Here is a 25909-nt window from a genome sequence, read left to right as displayed (position 1 = left end):
TGCCGCGCGCCCACGGCCCAGGGTGCGGCGGCGTGCGGCGTCGGGAGTCGGCCAGGATGCGGCGCCGGGGAGGCGCGCGGTGCGCCGGGTCCCGGCGCGACACGGCCCGTGGGGGGGCGCCCAACGCCCGCTGCGGTGGTGGTTCTGTGGAGACCCGACAGTGACCGGCGCGCGGGGCTGTCCGTGCTGGATTCCACCTGAGGGCCCCGTGACCGATAGTTTCTTATCGAACGCAGGACGGACAGGAAACGGAAAGGGTGATCTCTTGAGCCGCTCGGTTCTGGTCACCGGAGGTAACCGCGGCATTGGCCTCGCCATTGCCCGTGCCTTCGCCGAGGCAGGCGACAAGGTCGCCATCACCTACCGCTCGGGCGAGCCGCCCGCGGGGTTTTTGGCCGTGAAGTGCGACATCACGGACAGCGAGCAGGTCGAGCAGGCGTACAAGGAGATCGAGGAGAAGCACGGTCCGGTCGAGGTGCTGGTGGCCAACGCCGGCGTCACCCGTGACCAGCTGCTCATGCGGATGTCCGAGGAGGACTTCACCTCGGTCCTCGAGACCAACCTGACCGGCACGTTCCGGGTGGTCAAGCGCGCGAACCGCGCGATGCTGCGCGCCCGCAAGGGCCGGGTCGTGCTGATCTCGTCCGTGGTGGGCCTGATGGGCGGCGCGGGCCAGGCGAACTACGCCGCGTCCAAGGCCGGCCTGGTGGGCTTCGCCCGCTCGCTCGCCCGGGAGCTCGGCAGCCGCAACATCACCGTCAACGTCGTCGCCCCCGGCTTCGTCGACACCGACATGACCCGTGTGCTCACCGACGAGCAGCGGGACAGCATCGTCAAGCAGGTGCCGCTCGCGCGGTATGCGCAGCCCGAGGAGATCGCCGCCTCGGTCCGCTTCCTGGCCTCCGACGAGGCCGCGTACATCACCGGAGCCGTCATTCCTGTCGACGGCGGATTGGGCATGGGTCACTGATCAGTATGAGTGGAATCCTTGCAGGCAAGCGCATCCTGGTCACGGGTGTCCTGACCGAGTCGTCGATCGCGTTCCAGGCGGCCAAGGTCGCCCAGAACGAGGGCGCCGAGGTCATCCTCACCGGCTTCGGCCGGCTCTCGCTCGTCGAGCGGATCGCCAAGCGGCTGCCCAAGCCCGCCCCGGTCATCGAGCTGGACGTCACCAACCAGGAGCACCTGGACGGCCTGGCCGACAAGATCCGCGAGCACCAGGGCGAGGGCGCCCGCCTCGACGGCATCGTGCACTCCATCGCCTTCGGCCCGCAGGGCGCCTTCAACTTCCTGGAGGCGGAGTGGTCGGACGTGGGCACCGCGGTCCAGGTCTCGGCGTACTCGTACAAGTCGCTGACCATGGCCTGCCTGCCGCTGATGGAGCACGGCGGCGCGGTCGTCGGCCTCACCTTCGACGCGCAGATCGCCTGGCCGAAGTACGACTGGATGGGCGTGGCCAAGGCGGCGCTGGAGAGCACCAACCGCTACCTGGCGCGTGACCTGGGCCCCAAGGGCGTCCGCTGCAACCTGGTCTCGGCCGGCCCCATCAAGTCGATGGCCGCCAAGTCCATCCCCGGCTTCGAGGAGCTGGCGGACGTGTGGAACCACCGTGCCCCGATCGGCTGGGACCTGGCCGACCCGGAGCCGGCCGGCCGCGGCGTCGTCGGCATGCTGTCCGACTTCTTCCCGCGCACGACGGGCGAGATCGTGCACGTCGACGGCGGCGTGCACATGATGGGTGCCTGACGCACCAGTGCCTTCGTACTGCCCGTTCCGGTCCGCCGGGGCGGGCAGTACGCGTAGGACGGGGCGGGACGCGCGGCGCGGCCGGCGTCAGTCCCGGGTCAGGGGGCGGAGCCGGCAGCCGAAGGGATGCGCGCTCGCCTCGGCGGCGGCCCGCTCACCGTCGCCCGCACGGATCGCCTCGACCAGCCGGGCATGGTCCATATGCGCCTCGGGCCGCAGTTCCTCGCCCACATCGGCCCGCAGGAAGTCCCGCAGCACACCCCCGAGGTCGGCGTAGATCTCGGCCAGCACCTCGTTGTGCGAGGCCGCCACGATCGCCAGGTGCAAGGTCGCGTCCGCCTCCACGAAGTCCTCCGCGCGGCCGGACTCCCAGGCGCGCTCGCGCCGCTCCAGCAGGGCGTCGATCTGCCGCAGGTCCTGCGCGGTACGGCGCTCGGCGGCGAGCCGGGCGGCCGACGCCTCCAGGGTGCTGCGCAGCTCGGCGACGTGTGCGGGCTCGGCCGCCGCGAACCGGCGGTGCATCACCCCGGCCAGTTCGCTGGTCGCCACCACGTAGGTGCCCGAGCCCTGCCGGATGTCCAGCAGCCCGTTGTGCGCCAGTGCCCGTACGGCCTCGCGGACGGTGTTGCGGGCCACCCCGAGCTGCTCGACGAGCTCCGGCTCGGTCGGGATGCGGGAGCCCACCGGCCACTCGCCGGACGTGATCTGGGCGCGCAGCTGCGCGATCACCTGGTCGGACAGCGCGGACCGGCGGGGCGAGGTCAGAGGCATGGCTGCGCTCCGGGGTGCAGGGGACGGCGGACGGCGGCGGTGCGGCGCCCGGCGGATCCTTGCGGTCCCCGGCGCCGACCGGGACAGCCGAGGGTATCGAGATCGGCTGGACAAGCATTCATCCCATGATTCTATGATGGGCCTATGGCAGACGACGACCTCGCGACCCTCGGCCCCGCCGCCGAGCCCCGCACGACCCCCGCCGCCCGGCCCGCCGACGGTGCCGGATGGCCGCAGCCGGGCCCCGGGCAAGCCGCCCCCGCCCCGGAGGACCTCCCGGCCACCGGGCCGGCCGGCCGCTGGCTGCCGCGGATCGTGATCGCCGGTCTCGTCCTGGCCGCGCTCAACCTCCGCCCGGCCATCACCAGCCTCGGCGCGCTCCTGGAGGAGGTCCGCGACGGCCTGGGCATGAGCGGCACCGTCGCCGGGCTGCTGACCTCCGTACCCGCGCTGTGCTTCGCCGCCTTCGGCATCGCCGCACCCCGCCTGGCCAGGCGCTTCGGGCCCGGGGCGATCGTCTGCGCCGGTATGGTCGCGATCACCGTGGGCGTCGTGGTGCGGCCCTTCGCCGGCGGCGTCGGCGGCTTCCTCGCCGCCAGCGCGCTCGCCCTGGCCGGCATCGCGGTGAGCAACGTCCTGATGCCGGTCGTCATCAAGAGCTGGTTCGCCGACCGGGTCGGCCCGATGACCGGGCTCTACTCCATGGCGCTGGCCCTGGGCACCTCGCTCGCCGCGGCGCTCACCGTGCCCATGACCGATGCGCTGGGCGGCAGTTGGCGGACCGGACTGTCGGTGTGGGCGGTGCTCGCCGCGGTCGCCGTGCTGCCCTGGTTCGTGGTGGTACGGCAGCGCAGGGCCCTCACCGGGCCGGCCACGGACGGCGCGGCGCGCACCGGCGAGACCCCCGTACGGATCACCGCGTCCCCGACCGCCTGGGCGCTGGCCGTCTTCTTCGGCCTGCAGGCCACCGCCGCGTACATCACGATGGGCTGGATGCCGCAGATCTTCCGCGACGCCGGGGTCTCGGCGGGCACCGCGGGGGTGCTGCTGGCGGTCACCATGGCGATGGGCGTCCCGCTCTCCTTCGTCCTGCCGCGGCTGGCGTCCCGGATGCGGCATCAGGGTCCGCTGGCGGTGCTGCTCGGCCTCTGCGGCCTGGCCGGTTACGCCGGGCTGTGGCTGGCGCCGGCCGCCGGTGCCTGGGCCTGGGCGCTGCTGATGGGCATCTCCAACTGCGCCTTCCCGCTGGCCCTGACGATGATCGGGATGCGGTCGACCAGCTCCGCCGGGGTCGTCAAGCTCTCGGCCTTCGTGCAGAGCGTCGGGTATCTGATCTCCATTCCCGGACCGCTGCTGGTCGGCACGCTCTACCAGCACAGCGGCGGCTGGGGACTGCCGATCGCCCTGATGGCAGGGCTGATGGTGCCGCAGATCGCGGTGGGTGTGCTGGCCGGCCGGGACCGCCGGATCGAGGACGAGACCTGAGTGCGACACTGGGCGCATGCCAGTGCTCGAACCGAATCCGCAGGGCGGCCAGAAGAAGCTGCTCCTCGTCCTGGGCGTCATGCTCGGCGTGACCGTCCTCGTCGCGATCATCGCGAGTATCGCCGCGCCCTAGGGGGTGCCTCTCCGGAGCCCCCGGCTCGTGGCGTCCGGTGGCTCGTGTCCGGTGGCGCGTGGCGTCCCGCTCTGCGGCGGCCGGCCCGTGTCCCGGCCGTGCGGGCGCGGCAGGCGCCCGGCCCTCTCCGGTGGATCATGGCTGCCGTCGCCGTCGCCTGCCCCGGCCGCGTCCCAGGCCCGGCCCCACGCCCGGCGACGGCGGGTAGGGGTGGCCCCCGTCCCCTAGGGGGAGAGCGTCAGGGAAGAGTGGGTGGCTTCCCGGATAGGAACGGCTGCCGGGAATCCGTAGCTTCGAAGTGCACCGCACGCAGCGGTGGGCGCGCCGCGGCCCGCGGCGCGCAGCTCTTCGATGCGCCCCGGAGGCGATCCGCATGCCCGCCGCGCCCCGCCGGTCACCCGCAGCCAAGGCCGCCCGCCTGCGGATGCGCCTGCCGTGGTGGGCGCTGGCCCTGCCGGTGGTCTCCTTCGCGGCCCTGCTGATCCTCGTCGCGAGCCCCGCCGAGGCGAGGGCCGCGAGCGTCCCGCAGGGCCTCGGGCCGCTGCTGGAACTCCTCGCCAAGATCGTGCGCGGTGGTGCCTGATGCCTGCCCGCCGCCCGTGTCCCACCCAGCGGAATGAGCACTTCAACACCCCGCGCCCCGCGCCGCCTTTCGTGCGAAGCTGGGACCCATGAGCGCCGATACACCCCGCCGGATTGTCCTCCTCCGACACGCCAAGGCCGAATGGTCGGAGACCAGCGATCATGAGCGTCCGCTCGCCGAGCGCGGCCGCAAGGATGCCCCGGTCGCCGGCCGCTGGCTGGCCGGAGCCGGGATCACCCCCGATCTGACCCTGTGCTCGACGTCAGCGCGCACCCGCGAGACATGGAAGCTCGCCGTCCATGAGCTCCCGCAGCGGCCCAAGACCGTCTATGAGGAGCGGATCTACGAAGCGTCCCTGGGCGAGCTCATCGCGCTGCTGAACGAGACCTCCGACGACGTCACCGACCTGATGCTGGTCGGGCACAACCCCGGCGTGCACGCCCTCGCCGACGCGCTCTCCGGCGACGCCGAGGGCGATCTGCTGCCGCGGATGAACCGCAGCGGCTTCCCGACGGCCTCGATGGCCGTGCTGTCCTTCAGCGGCTCCTGGAAGTCCGTCGAGCACGGCGTCGGACGCCTGGTCGCCTACTGGACGCCCCACGAGTAACGCCGACGCCGCCGCGCGCGCCGCGTGCGCGAAGCGGCAGGGACACCAGAGGGCCCCGGCAGACGCTGCCGGGGCCCTCTCGTGCGCGACGGTCCGTCGCCGGGCGGTGATTCCGCGGCCGTGCCGGAGCCGACCGGCCGGAACCGGGCCCTCAGCCGACGAGGGTGTCCGCCGCCTCGACCTCTTCGCGGGTGATCCCCAGCAGATACAGCACGGTGTCCAGGAACGGCACGTTCACCGCGGTGTGCGCCGCCTCCCGCACCACCGGCTTGGCGTTGAAGGCGACACCGAGCCCGGCCGTGTTGAGCATGTCGAGGTCGTTGGCGCCGTCCCCGATCGCCACGGTCTGCGCGAGCGGCACCCCGGCCTGCTGCGCGAACTCCCGCAGCAGCCGCGCCTTGCCCGCCCGGTCCACGATGTCGCCGGTGACCCGGCCGGTCAGCTTGCCGTCGACGATCTCCAGGGTGTTGGCCGAGGCGAAGTCCAGCCCCAGCTCCTCCTGGAGCGCGTCGGTGACCTGCGTGAAACCGCCCGATACGACGCCGACTTGATAGCCGAGCCGCTTGAGGGTCCGTACCAGGGTGCGGGCCCCGGGGGTGAGCCGTACTTCCTTGCGCACGGCCTCGACCACGGAGGCATCCAGCCCGCCGAGCAGCTCGACCCGGGCGTGCAGCGACTGCTCGAAGTCCAGCTCACCACGCATCGCGGCGGCGGTGACCTCGGCGACCTCGGCCTCACAGCCGGCGTGCGCCGCGAACAGCTCGATGACCTCGTCCTGGATGAGCGTCGAGTCGACGTCCATGACGACCAGCCGCTGCGCCCGGCGCTGCAGCCCGGCCGCCACCACGGCGACGTCCACGCCGAGCCGTGCGGCCTCGGGGGCCAGCACACTGCGCAGCGCCTCGGTCGCCGCGCCGGAGACCGCGAACTCGACGGCCGTCACCGGATACTTGGCAAGACGGAAGATGCGGTCGATGTTGCCGCCGGTGGCCGTTATGGCGGCGGCGATCGCGGCGGCGGTCTCCGCGGTGAGCGGATGCCCCAGCACGGTGACGTGCGAACGCCCGGTGCCGCGCGGACGGTTGTCGCCGAGGCCGGAGATGATCTCCGCCTCGAGGTTCAGCGATTCGGCCCAGCTGTGCACGGTGGCCCGCAGGTCACCTTCGGAGGTGCCGGTGGAGCCCTGGGCGGCGGAGGGCGCGGTGACCAGCGCGCACAGGGTGATGCGCCCCCGGGTCACCATTTGTTCGATGTCCACGACATCGACGGAGTAGGCAGCGAGGGTGTCGAAGAGACCTGCGGTGATGCCGGGCCGGTCCTTCCCGAAGATCTTCACGAGAAGGGTCGGTACGTCATCGCCCGGTACGGCGGTGGCAGGCGGGATCTGCGATGCGCTCATGGTGCCCTTACGGTAACCGCCGGGCGGTCGGGACCGTACGCGTGTCCGGGGTTCGGACCGGCGCGGCCCCGTGCCGCCACGCCCACGGCGGTACGCCTCCGGCCTCCGGCGCCCCGTTGATCGTTATGGAGTCGTGTCCGGCTCACCTCGCACCCCCTCGACCAGGGGATCCGCTCCGGCCGCGCCAACCTCCTTGCCGGGGCGACGGGTTCGGTACGTCGACGGCACGTCACCGCGGCGGACCGCGCTGTCGGCGGACGGCCCGTCCGCTTCCTCCCATCATGCGGCTTCCGATGAGGACGCGCAGGGCGTCCCCGGCGGGCCCGGCCGCTCCCCGTCCCGGCCCGGTCGCCCGGAACACCCGTAATCCGGTGATCCCTGCCCATCCATGGGTTCTTCCCGTGCTCCGGGAGCGTTTGACGGGCCCCGGCGCGGCCCCTTGTACCCCAGTCCCGTCCCGGTTACCGGTCGGAGGGCCGAGCCTGAAATAGTTCCTCACGATGTTCGCCATCCCTGGACTTCCCATACAGGGCGTCACTCGGGGGACTATGTAATGGGGCATGGAGTGCCTGAACTCGTACTCGAATTGAACGGAAGGACCTGGACGCTCGATCCGTCCCGGTCCTACAACGTGGGCCGTGATCCGCAGGGCGACATGGTGCTCGACGACGCCAGGGTCTCCTGGCGGCACGCCACCGTGCGCTGGGCCGGTCGCAGCTGGATCATCGAAGACCAGGGCAGCACCAACGGCACGTACGTCCAGGGCCAGCGGATCCACCAGGTGGAGATCGGCCCCGGCTCGACCGTGCATCTGGGCAATGCCACCGACGGTCCCCGGGTGACGCTGTCCGCCGGGGCGCCCGCCGCCGACGCCTTCAGCGCGCAGCCCGCGATGGCGCCGCAGCAGCAGGCCGCGCAGGGCTGGCAGGCGCCCCCCGCGCAGCAGCCGCCGGCCCAGCAGCAGCCGCCCGCCCAGCAGGGCTGGCAGGCCCCGCCGCAGGACCGGCAGCCGCCGTACGTCCCGCCGCAGCAGGCCCAGCAGCCGCAGCAGGCCGGGCCGCCCCAGCAGCGTCCCGCGCAGCAGGCGGCCGGTGCGCCGGTCCACGGCGACCGCAGCCCGACCACCTTCCACCGCCTGGACACCGGCCGGGTGATGCGCATCGGCCGTGCGCTGGAGAACGAGCTGGTCGTCTCCGACCTCCAGGTCTCCCGCCACCACGCCGAGTTCCGCGCCACCCCCGACGGCCGCTTCGAGATCCACGACCTCGGCAGCCACAACGGCACGTACATCAACGGCCAGCCGGTCCCCAAGTCCGGCAAGGCGCCGGTCGGTCCGAACGACATCATCGGCGTCGGTCACTCCACCTTCCGGCTGGTCGGCGACCGCCTGGAGGAGTTCGTCGACACCGGCGAGGTCTCCTTCTCGGCCCGCCACCTCACGGTCACCGTCGACGGCGGCAAGCAGATCCTCAAGGACGTCTCCTTCGGCGTCCCCGAGAAGTCGCTGATCGCCGTCATCGGCCCCTCCGGCTCCGGCAAGTCGACGCTGCTCAAGGCGCTGACCGGCTACCGCCCCGCCAACCAGGGCGATGTCCTCTACGACAACCGGAACCTCTACAAGCAGTTCGCCGAACTGCGCCAGCGCATCGGTCTGGTCCCGCAGGACGACATCCTGCACAAGGAGCTGACCGTCCAGAAGGCCCTCAAGTACGCGGCCAAGCTCCGCTTCCCCGGTGACACCGCGGAGGCCGAGCGCGAGGCGCGGATCGACGAGGTGCTGCACGAGCTCAAGCTCCACGTCCACAAGGACAAGAGGGTCACCTCGCTCTCCGGCGGCCAGCGCAAGCGCGTGTCGGTGGCCCTGGAGCTGCTGACCAAGCCGTCGCTGATCTTCCTGGACGAGCCGACCTCGGGCCTCGACCCGGGCATGGACCGCGATGTCATGCAGCTGCTGCGCGGCCTCGCCGACGACGGCCGCACGGTCCTGGTCGTCACCCACTCGGTGGCCGAACTCGGCCTCTGCGACAAGCTGCTGGTGATGGCCCCGGGCGGTGGCGTGGCCTACTTCGGCCCGCCCGAGGAAGCGCTCAACTTCTTCCAGTACGACACCTGGGCGGACGTCTTCTCGGCGTTCGAGAACTACCGCGACTACGACTGGATGGGGCGCTGGCGCGGCTCCCCGCACTACCAGATGTACGCGGCGGACATCGACGCCGTCGCCCCGCAGTCGGTCGACGTCCAGGCGCCGCCGGCCCGGATACAGAAGTCCCAGAGCTGGGGCTCCCAGCTCTGGACGCTGATGCGCCGCTATGTCTCGGTGCTCGCCTCCGACCGGGGCTTCCTGGGGCTGATGCTGATCCTGCCCGCGGTGCTCGGTGTGGTCTCGATGCTGATCCCCAGCGACTTCGGCCTCGGATACGGCCCGCTGGAGAAGCACCGCACCAACCGCGACGCGAGCACGATCATGCTGATCCTCGCGGTCGGCATGTGCTTCTCCGGCGCCGCCAACTCGGTCCGTGAGCTGATCAAGGAACGGGTCATCTACGAGCGCGAACGGGCCACCGGCCTGTCGCGGTCGGCGTATCTGATGTCCAAGGTCATCGTGCTCGGCGTGGTCACGGCCTTCCAGGGCGTGATCATCGCGGCGATCGGCTTCTCCACCCGGAACATGCCCAGCGAGGGCCTGATCGTGGCGAAGGCCCCGGCGATCGAGATGGCACTGGCGATCATCGCGCTCGGCTTCACCTCGATGATGTTCGGCCTGATCATCTCCGCGCTGGTCAAGACGGCCGAGAAGACCATGCCGCTGCTGGTCATGTTCGCCATCGTCCAGGTCGTCTTCACCGGCGTGCTCTTCCAGCTCTTCGACACCCCGGGCGTCGCGCAGGTCGCCTGGCTGATGCCGTCGCGCTGGGCCGTCGCCGCGATGGGTGCGACCGCCGATATGAACACGCTCCTGCCGTGGGAGCCGGGCAACCCGGACCCGCTGTGGAAGCACCAGACCGGCGTCTATGTGATGGACATGATCATCATGATCGCCCTGGGTGTCGGGCTCGCCTTCGCCGTCGCACGGCTGCTGCGCCGCCACGAACCCGAGGTCATGCGCAAGTAGCGCCGCGCACGTACCGGCACGCCCGAGGGGCGGCACCCGAGACCGGGTGCCGCCCCTCGGCGGTGTGCGCGACGGCGGACCGCCGAAACCGTCGGCTCAGTAGGCCGAGTTGACGTTGTCCATCGAGCCGTACTTGGCGGCCGCGTAGTTGCAGGCGGCGGTGATGTTGGCGACCGGGTCGTACATGTTCCAGGAGGTGCCCGAAACGTGGTACGTCTTGAAGGTCGGCGCGATCACCTGCAGCAGACCCTTGGACGGGGTGCCGTTGATGGCGTTGATGTCCCAGTTGTTGATGGCCATCGGGTTACCGCTCGACTCCCGCATGATGTTGCGGTGGATGCCGTTGTACGAGCCGGGGATGCCCTTCTTCGCCATGATGGCCAGCGACTCGCGGATCCAGCCGTCCAGGTTGTCCGGGTAGGTCTTGGCGGCGGGCTTCGCGGCGACCTTCTTCGGGGCCGGCTTCACGGCCGGCTTCGGCGCGGCGGCGGGGATCGCGGCGCGTACGGTGGACCGGCTCGCGGCGGCCTTCGCGGCACGCGCCTTCTCGGCCTTGGCCTTCGCCACGGCCGCGACCTTCGCCTTGGCGGCCTTCTCCGCCGCGGCCTTCTTGGCGGCGATCTCGGCCCGGCCCTTGGCGGCGGAGTTGTCGGCCTGCTGGGCGATCGTGGCCTGCTGGGCGTGGGCGGCGGTACCGACCGCGCTGAAGGCGACCGGCTTCACGTTCTCGACAGCGGCGGCCTGAGCCTTGCCCTGATCGGCATCGGCGCCCGGAACGGCGGTGAAGACCAGAGCTGCGGCACCGGCTGCGGCGACACCGGCGACGGAGAGCTTGTGCGTCCGGGTCAGGCGGTGGAGACCAGAATTGGCGTGCTTAGGCATGGCGGGACAGACCTTCCGATGGGGGGATGCCGCACGGGCCCAGAGCGGTGGCGAACGCCGTATTTCCGATCACGGCGCCGAGCGACGGGGCCATTCTTAGCGGCCGGAAATTCCCCCGGCAAAGGTGTGACGTACGATCCGGGTTAGTGGAACCCTGGTGGTGGATATTGCGTCCCGAATAGGACTTTCCCAGCTCACGCAGTATTGGGGGGTCCACTAACCCGGCTCGTAAGTGACCTGCGTCCTATGCGCGGCGTCACAGTGCGAGGGGGTGTGTCTCGCCGGACGTAATTGCAAACGCACAGCCTGTATGCGTGAGAACTCCGCGATGGCCCGGTTGAGCGGCCCGCGGATTACTTCCGCCCTTTCGTATTCCGGGGCCGCACCGCCCGCCGGAACCACCGGGCACGTCTTTACGTGGACGGGCCGCCCCGGGAGTCCCCGGGGCGGCCCGCAGGGGCACGCCGGGCCCCGGCCCTCAGTCCGGCAGCACGAGATGCAGGTCGCCGAATTCGTGCCAGAGGTAGCGCCGCCGCACCGCCTGTGCGTACGCGCGCCGCAGCGACTCGCCGTCCGCCATCGCCCCCAGCATCAGCAGATGGGAGGCGGTGGGCTCGTGCAGCCCGGTGAGCAGGCCGTCCACGGCCCGGACCCCGCGCTCCGGCGTCACCACCAGTTCCGTCCAGCCGGCCGCGGCCCGCACCCGCCCGTCCCTGCCGGTGGCCGATTCCAGGGCCCGTACGGCCGTGGTCCCCACCGCCACGATCCGCCCGGCCGGGGCCTCCCGCGCCGGACGCTGCCGCCGCGCCGCCGCCCTGCGCCGGGCCCGCGCGGCGTTGACCAGCCACGCCGTGGTCGGCGGCACCAAGAACCGCTCCGCATACGGAGGCTCGAACGCCTCCGCCGAGGCGACCCCCGTATGCAGCGAGACCGGCGCGAACTGCACACCCTTGCTGACCAGCCGCGCCACCAGCGCGGCGGTGAAGGGCCGGGCCGCACTGGGCATCTCGGCGCTGCCGCCGCCGGGGGAGTCCACCGCGAACACCGTCTGGTACGCGGCCAGCGGCTGGTCCCGGTCCGTGTAGCCGTAGCGGATCGGCCGCCCGTGGTGCCGCAGCAGCTCGGGCACCTCCGTGCCCGCCGCCCGCGCCCACCACAGCCGTGCGCTCCCGGGGTCCACCGGGGCCTCCAGCACCAGCCGCGCCCCGCCGGGCAGCCGCACCACCGCGCCGGCCGGGCCGCCCGCCCGTGGCCCGGTGCTGCCCCGGCCGTCCGGGGTCCGCAGCTCCACCGCCCAGCAGCCGGCCACCGTCCGTCCCGCCGGATGCCACCGGTCCGCCCGGGTCGAGAAGTGCACCACCACCGGCTCGCCGCGCCCCCGGCCGTCGCCGGTCCGGCCGTCCACGGCGGCGGGCAGCGTCCGCGAGGTGTTCACCACCAGCACGTCCCCGGCCGCCAGCAGATCCGGCAGCTCGCCGAACAGGTGATGGCCGGTCCTGCCCGTGCCCCGGCTCACCATCAGCCGTACCGCGTCCCGGCCCAGGCCCGGCCCCCGCTGCTCGGCCGGAACCGCGGCCGACAGCTCCGCCGGGACCTGCAGCGCCTCCGCGATCACCGGGAGCCCGCCCCGTCGGGCGCGGCCGCCCCGGCTGCCGCGCGGTACCGCCCGCTGGGCGCCCGTTCGTCCAGCAGATGGAGCAGCCCGGGGACCACCGTGCCGGGCAGCGGCCTTGCGGAGGGGTCCTCGTCCGGTTCGGCTGCCGCGTACAGGTCGGTCCGCATGTCGCCCGGATCCACCCACCACACCCGCAGTCCCGGCTCCTCCACCGCGAGCACCGCCGACTGCTGGTCCAGCGCCGCCTTGGCCGACCCGTAGCCGCCCCAGGCCGGGTACGCCTCGACCGCGGCGTCCGAACTGATGTTGAGGATCGCCCCACCTGCCCCGGCGGTTGCGTCACTCACCCCGACGCTTGTCCCTTTCGGCCGGATAAGTACATCCCTTACCTCCGCAAAAGGGGTCAAATCGGACGGTCCGGCATTTCGGGCATTCTCGACGTAAGGGTGTGGATCGTACGTTGCGCTATTTCCGACATCCTCTACATAAGCAGCGTTCCCTATATAAGGGGCGACTTCCTCGTACGAGGACAGGTAGGAGGAAATACGCAAGAGAGGCAAACCTTCCTGGATAAGCCCGAGCGGTGCCACCGCATTCACTTCCAGCGCCGCCCGCAGCCCGTCCAGCGGATGGTCCGCCAGCCGTACCAGCGGCTCGGCCCCCAGCACGCTCGCGTTGTTCACCAGCAGATCGAGCCCGCCCAGCTCTCCGGCCGCGGCCACCAGCGCCGCCCGGTGCCCGCCGTCCGCCACGTCCCCGGGCAGCGCGACGACCCGTACCCCCGCCCCGCGCAGCTCCCGCGCCGCCTCCTCCAGCGGCCCGGCCGACCTGGCGTCCACGACCAGATCCCAGCCCCGTCCGGCCAGCGCCGCGGCAAGCGCCCGCCCCAGCCCCTTCGATGCCCCCGTGATGATCGCCACCGGCATGATCGCGTCCCCTTCCCGGTCGGGGCCGGGATCCCGGCCCCGACCTCACGGTAGGAACGCCACCGCCCCGCGGACGTCGGACGCCGGACCGGCCTGGCCAGGGCATTCGTCCTAGGCCGGTGGGCGGAGACGGCCGCCGTCATCGGACCGATACGGCCTGGTCGCCCCGCCGGTACGGTGAGGCCATGACCAACGGACCGGGAGCCGGGATCCCCGCGGTGAGCACCGCGATCCTGGCGATGAGCAGGCATCTCGAGGTGCGCGACGTCCTCAAGACGATCGTGGCCTCGGCCCGTGAGCTGCTGGACGCCGAGTACGCCGCCCTGGGGGTGCCGGACGACCACGGCGGCTTCGCCCAGTTCGTGGTGGACGGCGTCAGTGCCGAGCAGTGGAAGGCCATCGGCCCGCTGCCCCGCCAGCACGGCATCCTCGCCGCGATGCTGCACAACGCCACCCCCGAGCGGCTCGCCGACGTCCGTGAGGACCCCCGCTTCGGCGGCTGGCCGGCCGCCCACCCGGACATGTCCGACTTCCTCGGCCTGCCGGTCGCCGACGGCGACGAGATCCTCGGCGCCCTCTTCCTGGCCAACAAGCGCTGCCACGGGCCCGCGCCCGCCCGCGAGGGCGGCTGCCGCTTCACCGAGGACGACGAGCGGCTGCTCGGCATACTCGCCCAGCACGCCGCCATCGCCCTGACCAACGCCCGCCTCTACGAGCGCAGCCGCGAGCTGACCATCGCCGGGGAACGCGCCCGGCTCGCGCACGAGCTGCACGACGCGGTCGCCCAGAAACTCTTCTCGCTCCGCCTCACCGCCCAGGCCGCCACCGCCCTCGTCGACCGCGATCCGGCGCGCGCCAAGGACGAACTGCACCAGGTCGCCGCGCTGGCCGCGGAGGCCGCCGACGAACTGCGGGCCGCCGTCGTCGAACTGCGGCCCGCCGGCCTCGACGAGGACGGCCTGGTCGCCACCCTGCGCTCCCAGACCCAGGTCCTGGACCGCGCCCACTCCGCGCGGGTCACCTTCGCGGCCCACTGCTTCCGGGCGCTGCCCGCCGCCCAGGAGGAGGCGATGCTCCGGGTCGCCCAGGAGGCGCTGCACAACGCCCTGCGGCACTCCGGTGCGGGGCAGGTCGAGGTGACCCTCACCCGCGACGGCCAGGGCGCGCTGCTGCGGATCTCCGACGACGGCTGCGGTTTCGACCCCGGCGCGGTCCGCCGGGCAGGCCGCCACCTGGGCCTGGTCTCGATGCGTGACCGCGCGGGCGGCGTCGGCGGCAAGCTCACCGTGGAATCGGAGCCCGGCAAGGGCACCGCTGTCGAGATGGAGGTGCCCGGTGGCTGACAGGGACAGGGGCGGCGCGACGGGGGTCCCCCCGGGCGGCGCAGGCGCGGGGTCCGGACGGCGGGCGGCGGGCGGCGGGCCGATCCGCGTCCTGCTCGTCGACGATCACCAGGTCGTGCGCCGTGGGCTGCGCACGTTCCTGGAGGTCCAGGACGACATCGAGGTGGTGGGGGAGGCCTCCGACGGTGCCGAGGGCATCGCCGCCGCCGAAGAGCTGCGCCCGGACGTCGTCCTGATGGACGTCAAGATGCCCGGCATGGACGGCATCGAGGCGCTCCGCGCGCTGCGCGAACTGGACAATCCCGCCCGGGTGCTGGTGGTCACCAGCTTCACCGAACAGCGCACCGTCGTCCCGGCGCTGCGCGCGGGCGCGGCCGGCTACGTCTACAAGGACATCGACCCGGACGCGCTGGCCGGCGCCATCCGCTCCGTCCACGCGGGCCATGTCCTGCTGCAGCCCGAGGTGGCCGGCGCGCTGCTCGCCCAGGAGGAGGGCAACAACGGCAGCCAGGGGCGCGGGACCTCACTGACCGACCGGGAGCGCGAGGTGCTCGGCCTGATCGCGGACGGCCGCTCCAACCGCGAGATCGCCCGTGCGCTGGTGCTGTCGGAGAAGACCGTGAAGACCCATGTCTCCAACATCCTCATGAAGCTCGACCTCGCCGACCGGACGCAGGCCGCGCTGTGGGCCGTACGGCACGGCATCGGGGCCTGAACACCGGTACGGGAGCGCCGTGCACGACGGTGCTCCCGTACCGCCTATACAAACGGAACGTCGTCTTCAGATCCGAGATTCATACTGTCGTGTAGCTGTAGCCCATTCGGCGTATCCCTTCCCGGCCCGGGGCGTTGTCCAGTGCAGTCGTGGCGGCTGGCCACGGCAACGGCAACGAGGAGCTAGAGAAGTGAAGAACATCAAGCGCGCAGCGGCCATCACGATGGTGGCGAGCGGTCTCGCCCTCGCGGGCGCCGGCGTCGCCTCGGCCCACTCCCCGCAGGCCCAGGGCGGCGCGGTGCACTCCCCGGGCATCGTCTCCGGCAACGTCGTCCAGGTTCCGGTGCACGTCCCCGTGAACGCCTGCGGCATCACCGCCACCGTCATCGGTGCGCTCAACCCCAGCTTCGGCAACCCCTGCGTCAACTTCTGATCGCAGACCGCCTGCAGGATCCGCCCGGCCCCGTGTGACGCCATGGTCCGCGCGGGTCGGGCCGGACCGGCCCCGTCACCCCTTCGACGCGCGGCCGGTCCCCTCCCTCCGCAACCGTCTTTCCGGCCCTGGGCCGGCACGTGAGGAACTCGCCCCCATGAACACTGCCAAGAAGGCCGCCCTCGTCCTCGCCACCACCGGTATCGCCCTCGGTGCGGCCGCCGGATCCGCCTTCGCGTCCGGTGGTGCGCAGGCCGACGGGACGGCCATGCTCTCCCCGGGCATCGGCTCCGGCAACCTCGCCCAGGTCCCGGTGCACGTCCCCGTGAACGCCACCGGCATCACCGCCAACGTGATCGGCGTGCTCAACCCCGTCTTCGGCAACGCCACCGCGAACAACTGAGGTTGTCCGACCGGGCCGGACGGCTTCGCCTGCCCAGAGGCGTCCGGCCCGCTCGGCGAAGGCCCCGTCGACCACACAATGGTCCGGCGGGGCCTGTCCCGTTCACCCGCGGTGCCGCTCCCGCTCCTCCACCGCGGAGTTGTACGCCGCCACCTGCGCCCGCCGGGCCGTCCGCTCCACCGGCCGCAGCGCCTCGGCGCGGGCCGCGATCTCGGACGAACTCACCGCGGCGCCGTGTTCCCTGCCGTCCCCGCCGGCCTGTTGCGCGATGCGGATGAGCGCACCGACCCGCTGCGCCAGCTCCAATACCCGCACCGCCCGCGGCGGATATCCGGGAGCCAGCACCTGCCGGCCGGCCTCCGCCCGCGCCCGGTACGCCTCCAGCGCCGCCTGCGCCACCGGCCCGGCCCCGGCCACATCCAGCGTCGAGAGCAGCTCGGTCGCCTCCCGCAGCGCCTCCGCCAGCTCCCGCTCCGCCTCGCCCAGCGACGGCACATCGGCCGGTGGCGCCTCCCGCACCGGCAGACAGCGCCAGACCACCTCCACATGCACATCGGGGCCGGTGCCACCCTCCGGCCCGGCCTCGTACCTCTCCGGAACCAGCCCCAGCCCGGCGCCAAAGGCGAGCACCGCCTCCTCGGCCTCCAGCGCCCGCGCATTGAATTCCGGCGGTCCGCACAGCCCCAGCGGGTGTCCGGGCACCGGCAGGGCCACCCGCAGGCCGGTCGCGCCCAGCGTGCGCAGCCGCCCCAGCGCGAGCGTCAGCCCGACCGGCGCCTCCTCCCCGGGCAGGCCCTCCACACGGTGCACCGCATCGTCGTCCGCGATCCGATGCGCGGCTTCATCAGGTGAGACAAGTCCGGCCAATAGGGCATTTCCCCATGCCGCGAGCCGTCCTGAACGTGGTTCATCGAGCATGGTCCCCAGCCTAGGGAAGAGCACTGACAACGAGTGGCGTAGGTTTGCAGGGGGGCTGCGCCTACAGGTGTACGCGACGACCGAGAAGCAATGGGAGACAACGCGCTCATGAGCGATGTGCTGGAGCTGGTGGACGTATCCGTGGTCCGCGAAGGACGGGCTCTGGTGGACCAGGTCTCCTGGTCGGTGAAGGAGGGGGAGCGCTGGGTGATCCTCGGCCCGAACGGCGCCGGCAAGACCACCCTGCTGAACCTCGCCTCCAGCTACCTCTTCCCGAGCTCCGGCAGCGCCTCGATCCTCGGCGAAGAGCTCGGCAAGGTCGACGTCTTCGACCTGCGCCCGCGCATCGGCATCGCCGGCATCGCACTGGCCGACAAGCTGCCCCGCAGCCAGACCGTCCTGCAGACCGTGCTCACCGCCGCGTACGGCATGACGGCCGGCTGGCAGGAGAGCTACGAGGACATCGACGAGCAGCGCGCCCGCGCCTTCCTCGACCGCCTCGGCATGACCGCCTACCTCGACCGGAAGTTCGGCACCCTCTCCGAGGGCGAGCGCAAGCGCACCCTGATCGCCCGCGCCATGATGACCGACCCCGAGCTGCTCCTGCTGGACGAGCCGGCCGCCGGTCTCGACCTCGGCGGCCGCGAGGACCTGGTCCGCCGCCTCGGCCGGCTCGCCCGCGACCCGTACGCCCCCTCGATGGTCATGGTCACCCACCACGTCGAGGAGATCGCCCCGGGCTTCACCCACGTCCTGATGATCCGTCAGGGCAGGGTGCTGGCCGCCGGCCCCCTCGAACTCGAACTCACCTCCAGCAACCTCTCCCACTGCTTCGGCCTCCCCCTGATCGTCGAGCGCAACGGCAACGACCGCTGGACCGCGCAGGGCCTGCCCCTGACCTGACCGGTCGCGCCTGGCCGATCGCACCCTGTCCCGGGCCGCCGCGCGGATCTACCATGAAGCGGTGGATCCATGGGTGTGGTGGCTGATCGCCGCCGTAGGACTGGGCATTCCTCTCGTCGTGACCGCGATGCCCGAATTCGGGATGCTCGCGGTCGGCGCCGTCGCCGGTGCCGTCACCGCGGGCCTCGGTGGCGGCACCGTCCCGCAATTCCTCGTGTTCGTCGGCGTATCGGTGGCACTGATCGCCGTCGTGCGCCCCCTCGCCAACCGCCACCGCCGCCAGAGTCCTCAACTGGCGTCCGGCATCGACGCGCTCAAGGGCAAGAGTGCCACGGTCCTGGAGCGGGTCGACGGCGGAGTCGGCGGCCGCATCAAACTCGCCGGTGAGATCTGGTCCGCCCGCGCCCTCGACGGCAACCAGGTCTACGAGCCCGGCCAGCAGGTCGACGTCGTCGAGATCGAAGGCGCCACCGCCGTCGTCATCTGACCCGAACACGCTGCGCGACGAGCCACGTCTCTGAAAGACTGATCAACGGCAAGCCGGTCACCGGCCGGCGCGGACCAGCTACGAAGGGCACGGGAGCCGCTTGTGGAACCGATCATCATCGTCCTGATCATCCTGGTGGTGCTCGTGTTCATCGCACTCATCAAAACGATCCAGGTCATCCCACAGGCCAGCGCCGCCATCGTCGAACGCTTCGGCCGCTACACCCGCACCCTCAACGCGGGCCTGAACATCGTCGTCCCGTTCATCGACTCCATCCGTAACCGCATCGACCTCCGCGAGCAGGTCGTGCCGTTCCCGCCGCAGCCGGTGATCACCCAGGACAACCTGGTCGTGAACATCGACACCGTCATCTACTACCAGGTGACCGATGCCCGCGCCGCGACCTACGAGGTCGCCAGCTACATCCAGGCCATCGAGCAGCTCACCGTCACCACCCTGCGCAACATCATCGGTGGCATGGACCTGGAGCGGACCCTGACCTCCCGTGAGGAGATCAACGCGGCGCTGCGCGGCGTCCTCGACGAGGCCACCGGCAAGTGGGGCATCCGCGTCAACCGCGTCGAGCTCAAGGCCATCGAGCCGCCGACCTCCATCCAGGACTCGATGGAGAAGCAGATGCGCGCCGACCGTGACAAGCGCGCCGCCATCCTCCAGGCCGAAGGTGTCCGGCAGTCCCAGATCCTCACCGCGGAGGGCGAGAAGCAGTCCTCGATCCTGCGTGCCGAGGGTGAGGCCAAGGCCGCGGCCCTGCGCGCCGAGGGCGAGGCCCAGGCGATCCGGGTGGTCTTCGAGTCCATCCACGCCGGCGACCCGGACCAGAAGCTGCTCTCCTACCAGTACCTCCAGATGCTCCCGAAGATCGCCGAGGGCGACGCCAACAAGCTCTGGATCGTGCCGAGCGAGATCGGCGACGCCCTCAAGGGCCTCGGCGGCGCCCTGGGCAACTTCACCCCGCCGACCGGCGGCGGCTCCATCCCCAAGCCCAGCTCGCCGAACCGTGAAGCACCCCCGATCGACTGACACCGCCGGGCCCTGGGGCATGATCGGGCGGGACCGTACCGCTCATGCCCCGGGGGAATCCGCGTGACCATCTGGGAAGCCGTCGCCGTCCTCGCCGCCGGAATCGGCGCCGGCACGATCAACACCGTCGTCGGGTCCGGCACCCTGATCACCTTTCCGGTGCTGCTCGCCTTCGGCCTGCCGCCCGTCACCGCCAACGTCTCCAACACCCTGGGGCTGGTGCCCGGTTCGATAAGCGGCGCCATCGGCTACCGCAGCGAACTCACCGGCCAGCGCCGCCGGATCCTGCGCTTCTCCGTCTTCGCCCTCATCGGCGGCCTCGGCGGCGCGGTCCTGTTGTTGGCGCTGCCCTCCAAAGCCTTCGACACCATCGTCCCGGTCCTGATCGCCGTCGCGCTCGTGCTCGTCGTCGCGCAGCCCAAGCTCGCCGCGATGATCCGCGCCCGGCGCGAGCGCAACGGCACCACCGCCCACCGCGACGGCGGACCGGCCCTGCTCGTCGGCCTGATGCTGGCCAGCGTCTACGGCGGCTACTTCGGCGCCGCGCAGGGGGTGATCTACCTTTCCCTGATGGGCGTGCTGCTCGACGAGGATCTCCAGCGGATCAACGCGCTGAAGAACGTTCTCGCGGCCGTGGTCAACGGCGTCGCGGCGGTCTTCTTCCTCTTCGTCGCGCACTTCGACTGGACCGCCGTCGCACTGATCGCGGTCGGCTCCACCCTCGGCGGCCAGCTCGGCGCGAAGGTGGGCCGCCGTCTGCCGCCCACCGCCCTGCGCGCCGTCATCGTCCTCGTCGGACTGCTCGCCATCACCCAACTCCTCCTCAAATAAGATGAGTCGGGTGATGGCTCGCGCGCTGCCCGGACCGGGCCCGGGCTACGCGGGCAGCGCCAGCCACTCCGGCAGCCCGTCCCGCACCGACACCCCCAGCGTCGACAGCAGCGCATCGGCCGGCGTCGGCTCGAACGGCCGCCGCAGCAGCTGCATCCCCGCCTGCTCGGGCGTACGGTCCGCCTTGCGGTGATTGTCCTCCGCACACGAGGCGACGGTATTCAGCCAGGTGTCCCCACCGCCGTGCGACCGCGGCACGACATGGTCCACGGTCGTCGCCCGGCGCCCGCAGTACGCACACCGGTGCTGGTCCCGCACCAGCACACCCCGCCGCGACCAGGGCGCCCGTCTTCGGAACGGCACCCGTACGTACCTGCTGAGCCTGATCACCTGCGGCACCGGTATGTCCACCGAAGCGGCACGGATCCGCAGCCCCGGGTGCGCATGCTCGACGATCGCCTTGTCCTGCATGACCAGCACCACCGCGCGCCGCAGCGACACCGTCGACAGCGGCTCGAAGCTCGCATTCAGCACCAGCGTCTCGCGCATCCCGTCCACCTCCCGGACCCGCTCCGCCCCCGCGGCGAAGTTGCTCCACTCTGCAGCGGCAGGTATTCCCCGAACAACGCAATTTCCGCATGCCACAAGGGAAATGGCGGACGATCGGCAGATGAAAAAGAGGTGCGCGGCGGCCCCGCACGGGCCGGGAAAAGAGTGCGCTCCGGATCCCCACCCCCGTGAATCACGCGGGACCCGGAGCGAACGGCAGCCGGCGAGGACACCCGAGACACGTACGGGCTCCGCATGGGGGTACCTCCCACGCCCTCGAGGCATGGGGGAGGCGGACGACACACCTGCGCCCCGCCGCTCCCGCCACTGCGGTACCTGCTGCCCGACGCCCTTCTTACGGGGCGGCGGCACAAGAACCACTGTCGTGCGAGGAGCGCCGGGGCGCAACGGAATTACGGCGCTCAGCCCGCCGCGGGCAGCTCGAACTCGGCGATCAGCTGCGCCCGCCCGAGCGTGTGGAACCGCAGGTTGAAGCCCACCACCGCGGGCGAGGCCTCGGCATCCGGACCGAGCTTCTCCTGGTCCACCGCGTACACCGTGAACACATAACGGTGCGGACCGTCCCCGGGCGGCGGCGCCGCGCCCCCGAAGTCCCGCGTCCCGTAGTCGTTACGGACATGCACGGCGCCCTCGGGTAGCCCCTTCATGTCCCCGGACCCGGCACCGGCCGGCAGCTCCGTCACCGACGCCGGAATGTCGAAGAGCGACCAGTGCCAAAAGCCACTGCCCGTCGGCGCGTCCGGGTCGTAGCAGGTGACGGCGTAGCTCTTCGTCCCCGCGGGTGCCCCCTCCCACCGCAGCTGCGGTGAACGGTTCCCCTCGGCGAAGACCTGCTCCGGCCGCAGCGTCCCGCCCGGCTCCACCTCGTCGCTCAGCACCGTGAACTCCGGCACCGGCGGATGGAAATCGTGCGGGAGCGGCCGCCGCTTCAGCTCGGACACTGCAACACCTCCTGGTCGCTTGCTGACACCTGTCCGGCCAGGTTAGAGCCAGTTCCGCTTACCGCCGACCTCCGCCAGCCACTGGTTGAGGTAACCCGCCCAGTCGGTCCCCTCGAAGTCGTTCAGACCGACCGTGAACGACCGGTAGGTGTCCGACCCCTCGCTGAACAGCCCCGGCTTCTTGTCCATCTCCAGGACGACGTCCATCTCCCGGTCGTCCGCCACGAACGACAGCTCCACCTGGTTCAGCCCGCGGTACTGCTGCGGCGCATGGAACTCGATCTCCTGGTAGAACGGCAGCTGCTGCCGCGTCCCCCGGATGTGACCCTGCTCCAGGTCGGCCGCCTTGAACCGGAAACCGAGCCGCCCGAACGCGTCCAGGATCGCCTGCTGCGCCGGCAGCGGGTGCACGTTCACCGGGTCGAGATCACCGGAGTCCACCGCACGGGCGATCGCCAGCTCCGTCGTCACCCCGACGTTCATCCCATGCAGATGGGTCCCGAGGAACGTGGTGATCGGCGTCTCCCACGGGATCTCCAGCCCGAACGGCACGGTGTGCGCCGCCCCCGGCTGCACGGCGAAGGCGCCGCCCAGCTGGACCTTGGTGAACTCGATGTTCCGCTTGTACTCCTCGTCGCCGCTCTCGACCTCGACGCGCGCCTGCAGTCCGACGGACAGCCCCTGGATGTCCTGGGCCACGGACCCGCCCTGGATCCGCACCTCGCCCTGTACGACCCCACCCGGGACGACGTTCTCCTCGAAGAGCACCGTCTCCACCGACGCACCCCCGGCGCCCAGGCTCGCCAGCAGCTTCTTGAATCCCATGCTCGTCCTCCCCAGGCGGAACCGCCTGTGCTGTGTATTGCACGCCGAGGTCTCGGCTTGATTCCTACGAACGCGAAACCGAAAGACCCGGTTCCACGGCACACCTTCCCAACCCTGGTGCCCCCATGGCCAGCCGCCCTCACGAACGGCTGCACTACTCTCGGTCCGCATGACCGACGTACCGGAACGTATGCCGCTCACCCACGACTTCTTCGACCGCCCCGTGGTCGACGTGGCTCCCGACCTGCTGGGCCGCATCCTCTGCCGCAACACCCCCGACGGTCCGATCGAACTCCGCCTCACCGAGGTCGAGGCGTACGACGGCGAGTCCGACCCGGGCTCCCACGCCTACCGGGGCCGCACCGCGCGCAACGCCAGCATGTTCGGCCCGCCCGGCCATGCGTACGTCTACTTCATCTACGGGATGTGGTTCAGCCTCAACGCGGTCTGCGGACCCGAGGACAAGGCGAGCGGCGTCCTGCTGCGCGGCGGCGAGATCCTCGCCGGGACGACCCTGGCCGCCGGCCGCCGCCCCAAGGCCCGCAACACCAACGAACTGGCGAAGGGCCCCGCCCGCCTGGCCACCGCCCTCGACATCGACCGCTCCCTCGACGGCACCGACCTGTGCACCGGCGGCACGGCCCCCCTCTCCGTACTGCACGGCCGCCCACCCGCCCCCGAACTGGTACGCAGCGGCCCGCGCACCGGCGTCGGCGGCGACGGGGCCGACCACCCCTGGCGCTACTGGATCGCCGACGACCCCACCGTCAGCCCCTACCGCGCCCACGTCCCCCGACGACGCCGCACCACCACCGCTACTTGACTCGGCATCGCCGACCGCCTAACGTAGCCCGAGCCGCTGGAGACGGGCAGCGCTATTTGCGCAGACCGCCAGGCGGCACAACCAACCACTTCGATCGATCCCCTGACGGGTCCTATTTCGCGTTGCCGAAATTTGATCCAGCCGACTCGATTATGAGTCGCCAGGGAAAGCCGCTAAAGTGGTGACCACGCCGAAAGGGCAGCAGTAAATAACTGCTCCAAGGCGGGTCTCCGACGGAAATCGGAACCGGAATCGAAACGAAACCGGATCTGATAGAGTCGGAAGCGCGAAGAAGCCGAAAGGCGGAAACGCACCGGCGAAAATCGGGCCCGCAAGGATCTGATAGAGTCGGAAACGCAAGACCGAAGGGAAGCGCCCGGAGATCCTGGTGAAACAGGAACAAAGGAAGCGTCCGTTCCTTGAGAACTCAACAGCGTGCCAAAAGTCAACGCCAGATATGTTGATACCCCGTCCACCTCGGTGGATGAGGTTCCTTTGAAAGCCCACCACGGCCCATGCGGTCGGGGTGGCACACACAGCGAGGACGCTGTGAACGACCGGACCTATTCCGTCTGGTTGTTCCGCTCTCGTGTGTGTTGACCCGCAGTTTTTAATTAAACGCAGTCGGGTAAACATTCACGGAGAGTTTGATCCTGGCTCAGGACGAACGCTGGCGGCGTGCTTAACACATGCAAGTCGAACGATGAACCTCCTTCGGGAGGGGATTAGTGGCGAACGGGTGAGTAACACGTGGGCAATCTGCCCTTCACTCTGGGACAAGCCCTGGAAACGGGGTCTAATACCGGATACGACCACCGACCGCATGGTCTGGTGGTGGAAAGCTCCGGCGGTGAAGGATGAGCCCGCGGCCTATCAGCTTGTTGGTGGGGTGATGGCCTACCAAGGCGACGACGGGTAGCCGGCCTGAGAGGGCGACCGGCCACACTGGGACTGAGACACGGCCCAGACTCCTACGGGAGGCAGCAGTGGGGAATATTGCACAATGGGCGAAAGCCTGATGCAGCGACGCCGCGTGAGGGATGACGGCCTTCGGGTTGTAAACCTCTTTCAGCAGGGAAGAAGCGAGAGTGACGGTACCTGCAGAAGAAGCGCCGGCTAACTACGTGCCAGCAGCCGCGGTAATACGTAGGGCGCAAGCGTTGTCCGGAATTATTGGGCGTAAAGAGCTCGTAGGCGGCTTGTCACGTCGGATGTGAAAGCCCGGGGCTTAACCCCGGGTCTGCATTCGATACGGGCAGGCTAGAGTTCGGTAGGGGAGATCGGAATTCCTGGTGTAGCGGTGAAATGCGCAGATATCAGGAGGAACACCGGTGGCGAAGGCGGATCTCTGGGCCGATACTGACGCTGAGGAGCGAAAGCGTGGGGAGCGAACAGGATTAGATACCCTGGTAGTCCACGCCGTAAACGTTGGGAACTAGGTGTGGGCGACATTCCACGTCGTCCGTGCCGCAGCTAACGCATTAAGTTCCCCGCCTGGGGAGTACGGCCGCAAGGCTAAAACTCAAAGGAATTGACGGGGGCCCGCACAAGCAGCGGAGCATGTGGCTTAATTCGACGCAACGCGAAGAACCTTACCAAGGCTTGACATACACCGGAAACGTCTGGAGACAGGCGCCCCCTTGTGGTCGGTGTACAGGTGGTGCATGGCTGTCGTCAGCTCGTGTCGTGAGATGTTGGGTTAAGTCCCGCAACGAGCGCAACCCTTGTTCTGTGTTGCCAGCATGCCCTTCGGGGTGATGGGGACTCACAGGAGACTGCCGGGGTCAACTCGGAGGAAGGTGGGGACGACGTCAAGTCATCATGCCCCTTATGTCTTGGGCTGCACACGTGCTACAATGGCCGGTACAATGAGCTGCGATACCGCGAGGTGGAGCGAATCTCAAAAAGCCGGTCTCAGTTCGGATTGGGGTCTGCAACTCGACCCCATGAAGTCGGAGTTGCTAGTAATCGCAGATCAGCATTGCTGCGGTGAATACGTTCCCGGGCCTTGTACACACCGCCCGTCACGTCACGAAAGTCGGTAACACCCGAAGCCGGTGGCCCAACCCCTTGTGGGAGGGAATCGTCGAAGGTGGGACTGGCGATTGGGACGAAGTCGTAACAAGGTAGCCGTACCGGAAGGTGCGGCTGGATCACCTCCTTTCTAAGGAGCACTTCTTACCAACTTCGGTTGGTCAGAGGCCAGTACATCAGCGAATGTCTGATGCTGGTTGCTCATGGGTGGAACGTTGACTATTCGGCGCACTTGATTGGTTGTCACTAGTACTGCTTCGGCGTGGAACGTGGGGATTGATCGGGTGGGCCGGGCACGTTGTTGGGTATCTGAGGGTACGGGCCGATGGTCTGGACCTTCGCGATGCCGGCCCCAGTGAACTCAGCCTTCGGGTTGGGGTGGT

Annotated in this window: 25 protein-coding genes and 1 rRNA gene; 17 read left to right on the top strand and 9 right to left on the bottom strand. The window is 70.4% G+C overall.

Annotated elements, in window-relative coordinates; all coding sequences use genetic code 11:
• Nucleotides 1-265: 265 nt before the first annotated feature.
• Both fabG and fabI read left to right on the top strand, forming a co-directional pair.
• Nucleotides 266-970 (top strand): 3-oxoacyl-[acyl-carrier-protein] reductase, encoded by a 705-nt coding sequence (gene fabG, locus Scani_RS25790; protein ID WP_159480213.1) that lies wholly within the window; start codon nt 266-268, stop codon nt 968-970.
• A gap of 5 nt (nt 971-975) precedes the next feature.
• Nucleotides 976-1746 carry an enoyl-ACP reductase FabI gene (gene fabI, locus Scani_RS25785; RefSeq protein ID WP_042161549.1) on the top strand — a complete coding sequence of 257 codons (771 nt, stop codon included), beginning with the start codon at nt 976-978 and terminating at the stop codon, nt 1744-1746.
• An 87-nt stretch (nt 1747-1833) separates the two neighbouring features.
• Here the strand turns inward: fabI and Scani_RS25780 are convergent, their stop codons facing one another.
• The gene (locus Scani_RS25780) at nt 1834-2517 is read right to left on the bottom strand and encodes a FadR/GntR family transcriptional regulator (RefSeq protein ID WP_159480212.1); all 684 of its coding nucleotides are present in this window, start codon (nt 2515-2517) and stop codon (nt 1834-1836) included.
• A gap of 144 nt (nt 2518-2661) precedes the next feature.
• On the opposite strand from Scani_RS25780, the gene Scani_RS25775 reads away from it, so the two are divergent.
• The 4 genes from Scani_RS25775 (at nt 2662) to Scani_RS25765 (ending at nt 5325) form a co-directional block, all read left to right on the top strand.
• Complete coding sequence (locus Scani_RS25775; protein WP_159480211.1) at nt 2662-4002, top strand: CynX/NimT family MFS transporter; 1341 nt, start codon at nt 2662-2664, stop codon at nt 4000-4002.
• Between the two features lie 16 nt (nt 4003-4018).
• Nucleotides 4019-4135, top strand: coding sequence for an SGM_5486 family transporter-associated protein (locus Scani_RS41830; protein ID WP_281391996.1), 117 nt, complete (start codon nt 4019-4021; stop codon nt 4133-4135).
• Nucleotides 4136-4508: 373 nt separating this feature from the next.
• Nucleotides 4509-4718 carry a hypothetical protein gene (locus tag Scani_RS25770; RefSeq protein WP_159480210.1) on the top strand — a complete coding sequence of 70 codons (210 nt, stop codon included), beginning with the start codon at nt 4509-4511 and terminating at the stop codon, nt 4716-4718.
• 88 nt (nt 4719-4806) lie between these two features.
• Nucleotides 4807-5325 (top strand): SixA phosphatase family protein, encoded by a 519-nt coding sequence (locus Scani_RS25765; RefSeq protein ID WP_159480209.1) that lies wholly within the window; start codon nt 4807-4809, stop codon nt 5323-5325.
• 151 nt (nt 5326-5476) lie between these two features.
• Here the strand turns inward: Scani_RS25765 and serB are convergent, their stop codons facing one another.
• On the bottom strand, nt 5477-6724 hold the full coding sequence (serB, locus tag Scani_RS25760; protein WP_159480208.1) for a phosphoserine phosphatase SerB: 1248 nt from the start codon (nt 6722-6724) through the stop codon (nt 5477-5479).
• Nucleotides 6725-7277: 553 nt separating this feature from the next.
• Here serB and Scani_RS25755 point away from each other — a divergent pair.
• Entirely contained in the window at nt 7278-9836 is a 2559-nt protein-coding gene (locus Scani_RS25755; protein WP_159480207.1) for an ABC transporter ATP-binding protein/permease, read from the top strand.
• Nucleotides 9837-9932: 96 nt separating this feature from the next.
• On the opposite strand, the gene Scani_RS25750 is transcribed toward Scani_RS25755, so the two are convergent.
• The 3 genes from Scani_RS25750 to Scani_RS25740 all read right to left on the bottom strand — a co-directional run bounded on the left by Scani_RS25750 (nt 9933) and on the right by Scani_RS25740 (nt 13259).
• A complete protein-coding gene (locus tag Scani_RS25750) occupies nt 9933-10718 on the bottom strand; it encodes a transglycosylase SLT domain-containing protein (protein ID WP_159480206.1) in 786 nt (261 codons plus the stop codon).
• Nucleotides 10719-11196: 478 nt separating this feature from the next.
• Complete coding sequence (locus tag Scani_RS25745) at nt 11197-12333, bottom strand: S-adenosylmethionine:tRNA ribosyltransferase-isomerase (protein WP_159480205.1); 1137 nt, start codon at nt 12331-12333, stop codon at nt 11197-11199.
• Nucleotides 12330-13259 (bottom strand): SDR family NAD(P)-dependent oxidoreductase, encoded by a 930-nt coding sequence (locus Scani_RS25740; RefSeq protein WP_159480204.1) that lies wholly within the window; start codon nt 13257-13259, stop codon nt 12330-12332. The genes Scani_RS25745 and Scani_RS25740 overlap by 4 nt, the downstream gene beginning before the upstream one ends.
• A gap of 185 nt (nt 13260-13444) precedes the next feature.
• On the opposite strand from Scani_RS25740, the gene Scani_RS25735 reads away from it, so the two are divergent.
• The 4 genes from Scani_RS25735 to Scani_RS25720 all read left to right on the top strand — a co-directional run bounded on the left by Scani_RS25735 (nt 13445) and on the right by Scani_RS25720 (nt 16153).
• Nucleotides 13445-14602: a GAF domain-containing sensor histidine kinase gene (locus Scani_RS25735; protein WP_159480203.1), complete on the top strand. Its 1158-nt coding sequence runs from the start codon at nt 13445-13447 to the stop codon at nt 14600-14602.
• Between the two features lie 82 nt (nt 14603-14684).
• Nucleotides 14685-15317: a response regulator gene (locus Scani_RS25730; RefSeq protein WP_159482372.1), complete on the top strand. Its 633-nt coding sequence runs from the start codon at nt 14685-14687 to the stop codon at nt 15315-15317.
• A gap of 190 nt (nt 15318-15507) precedes the next feature.
• Nucleotides 15508-15750, top strand: a complete 243-nt coding sequence (locus Scani_RS25725; protein ID WP_159480202.1) for a chaplin — start codon at nt 15508-15510, stop codon at nt 15748-15750.
• 157 nt (nt 15751-15907) lie between these two features.
• Entirely contained in the window at nt 15908-16153 is a 246-nt protein-coding gene (locus Scani_RS25720; RefSeq protein ID WP_159480201.1) for a chaplin, read from the top strand.
• Nucleotides 16154-16255: 102 nt separating this feature from the next.
• Here Scani_RS25720 and Scani_RS25715 read toward each other — a convergent pair whose 3' ends face one another.
• Nucleotides 16256-17071: an Rv1486c family protein gene (locus Scani_RS25715; protein ID WP_159480200.1), complete on the bottom strand. Its 816-nt coding sequence runs from the start codon at nt 17069-17071 to the stop codon at nt 16256-16258.
• Between the two features lie 108 nt (nt 17072-17179).
• Here Scani_RS25715 and Scani_RS25710 point away from each other — a divergent pair, with 108 nt between their 5' ends.
• The 4 genes from Scani_RS25710 to Scani_RS25695 all read left to right on the top strand — a co-directional run bounded on the left by Scani_RS25710 (nt 17180) and on the right by Scani_RS25695 (nt 20333).
• The gene (locus tag Scani_RS25710; RefSeq protein ID WP_159482371.1) at nt 17180-17974 is read left to right on the top strand and encodes an ABC transporter ATP-binding protein; all 795 of its coding nucleotides are present in this window, start codon (nt 17180-17182) and stop codon (nt 17972-17974) included.
• Nucleotides 17975-18047: 73 nt separating this feature from the next.
• Entirely contained in the window at nt 18048-18461 is a 414-nt protein-coding gene (locus tag Scani_RS25705; RefSeq protein ID WP_159482370.1) for an NfeD family protein, read from the top strand.
• A 102-nt stretch (nt 18462-18563) separates the two neighbouring features.
• A complete protein-coding gene (locus Scani_RS25700) occupies nt 18564-19502 on the top strand; it encodes an SPFH domain-containing protein (RefSeq protein WP_030087611.1) in 939 nt (312 codons plus the stop codon).
• A gap of 63 nt (nt 19503-19565) precedes the next feature.
• Nucleotides 19566-20333 (top strand): sulfite exporter TauE/SafE family protein, encoded by a 768-nt coding sequence (locus tag Scani_RS25695; protein ID WP_159480199.1) that lies wholly within the window; start codon nt 19566-19568, stop codon nt 20331-20333.
• 45 nt (nt 20334-20378) lie between these two features.
• Here Scani_RS25695 and Scani_RS25690 read toward each other — a convergent pair whose 3' ends face one another.
• From Scani_RS25690 to Scani_RS25680, 3 genes are all read right to left on the bottom strand, one after another.
• Nucleotides 20379-20882, bottom strand: coding sequence for an HNH endonuclease (locus tag Scani_RS25690; RefSeq protein ID WP_159480198.1), 504 nt, complete (start codon nt 20880-20882; stop codon nt 20379-20381).
• Nucleotides 20883-21304: 422 nt separating this feature from the next.
• Nucleotides 21305-21844, bottom strand: coding sequence for a YbhB/YbcL family Raf kinase inhibitor-like protein (locus tag Scani_RS25685; RefSeq protein WP_159480197.1), 540 nt, complete (start codon nt 21842-21844; stop codon nt 21305-21307).
• Between the two features lie 42 nt (nt 21845-21886).
• Nucleotides 21887-22669 (bottom strand): sporulation protein, encoded by a 783-nt coding sequence (locus Scani_RS25680; protein ID WP_159480196.1) that lies wholly within the window; start codon nt 22667-22669, stop codon nt 21887-21889.
• 169 nt (nt 22670-22838) lie between these two features.
• Here Scani_RS25680 and Scani_RS25675 point away from each other — a divergent pair, with 169 nt between their 5' ends.
• Both Scani_RS25675 and Scani_RS25670 read left to right on the top strand, forming a co-directional pair.
• A complete protein-coding gene (locus Scani_RS25675) occupies nt 22839-23492 on the top strand; it encodes a DNA-3-methyladenine glycosylase (protein ID WP_159480195.1) in 654 nt (217 codons plus the stop codon).
• Between the two features lie 635 nt (nt 23493-24127).
• A 16S ribosomal RNA gene (locus Scani_RS25670) occupies nt 24128-25656 on the top strand.
• The last annotated feature ends 253 nt before the right edge of the window (nt 25657-25909 follow it).

Origin of the sequence: Streptomyces caniferus (assembly GCF_009811555.1) — a bacterium.
Classification (GTDB): domain Bacteria; phylum Actinomycetota; class Actinomycetes; order Streptomycetales; family Streptomycetaceae; genus Streptomyces; species Streptomyces caniferus.
Note: the sequence above shows the minus strand (reverse complement) of the source record. Positions and strands in the feature narration are given on the sequence as shown.

Coding starts and splice junctions, on each gene's coding strand:
- fabI (WP_042161549.1), top strand. CDS start 976: ATGAGTGGAATCCTTGCAGGCAAGCGCATCCTGGTCACGGGTGTCCTG.
- Scani_RS25780 (WP_159480212.1), bottom strand. CDS start 2,517: ATGCCTCTGACCTCGCCCCGCCGGTCCGCGCTGTCCGACCAGGTGATC.
- Scani_RS25775 (WP_159480211.1), top strand. CDS start 2,662: ATGGCAGACGACGACCTCGCGACCCTCGGCCCCGCCGCCGAGCCCCGC.
- Scani_RS41830 (WP_281391996.1), top strand. CDS start 4,019: ATGCCAGTGCTCGAACCGAATCCGCAGGGCGGCCAGAAGAAGCTGCTC.
- Scani_RS25770 (WP_159480210.1), top strand. CDS start 4,509: ATGCCCGCCGCGCCCCGCCGGTCACCCGCAGCCAAGGCCGCCCGCCTG.
- Scani_RS25765 (WP_159480209.1), top strand. CDS start 4,807: ATGAGCGCCGATACACCCCGCCGGATTGTCCTCCTCCGACACGCCAAG.
- serB (WP_159480208.1), bottom strand. CDS start 6,724: ATGAGCGCATCGCAGATCCCGCCTGCCACCGCCGTACCGGGCGATGAC.
- Scani_RS25755 (WP_159480207.1), top strand. CDS start 7,278: ATGGGGCATGGAGTGCCTGAACTCGTACTCGAATTGAACGGAAGGACC.
- Scani_RS25750 (WP_159480206.1), bottom strand. CDS start 10,718: ATGCCTAAGCACGCCAATTCTGGTCTCCACCGCCTGACCCGGACGCAC.
- Scani_RS25740 (WP_159480204.1), bottom strand. CDS start 13,259: ATGCCGGTGGCGATCATCACGGGGGCATCGAAGGGGCTGGGGCGGGCG.
- Scani_RS25735 (WP_159480203.1), top strand. CDS start 13,445: ATGACCAACGGACCGGGAGCCGGGATCCCCGCGGTGAGCACCGCGATC.
- Scani_RS25720 (WP_159480201.1), top strand. CDS start 15,908: ATGAACACTGCCAAGAAGGCCGCCCTCGTCCTCGCCACCACCGGTATC.
- Scani_RS25715 (WP_159480200.1), bottom strand. CDS start 17,071: ATGCTCGATGAACCACGTTCAGGACGGCTCGCGGCATGGGGAAATGCC.
- Scani_RS25710 (WP_159482371.1), top strand. CDS start 17,180: ATGAGCGATGTGCTGGAGCTGGTGGACGTATCCGTGGTCCGCGAAGGA.
- Scani_RS25690 (WP_159480198.1), bottom strand. CDS start 20,882: ATGCGCGAGACGCTGGTGCTGAATGCGAGCTTCGAGCCGCTGTCGACG.
- Scani_RS25680 (WP_159480196.1), bottom strand. CDS start 22,669: ATGGGATTCAAGAAGCTGCTGGCGAGCCTGGGCGCCGGGGGTGCGTCG.
- Scani_RS25675 (WP_159480195.1), top strand. CDS start 22,839: ATGACCGACGTACCGGAACGTATGCCGCTCACCCACGACTTCTTCGAC.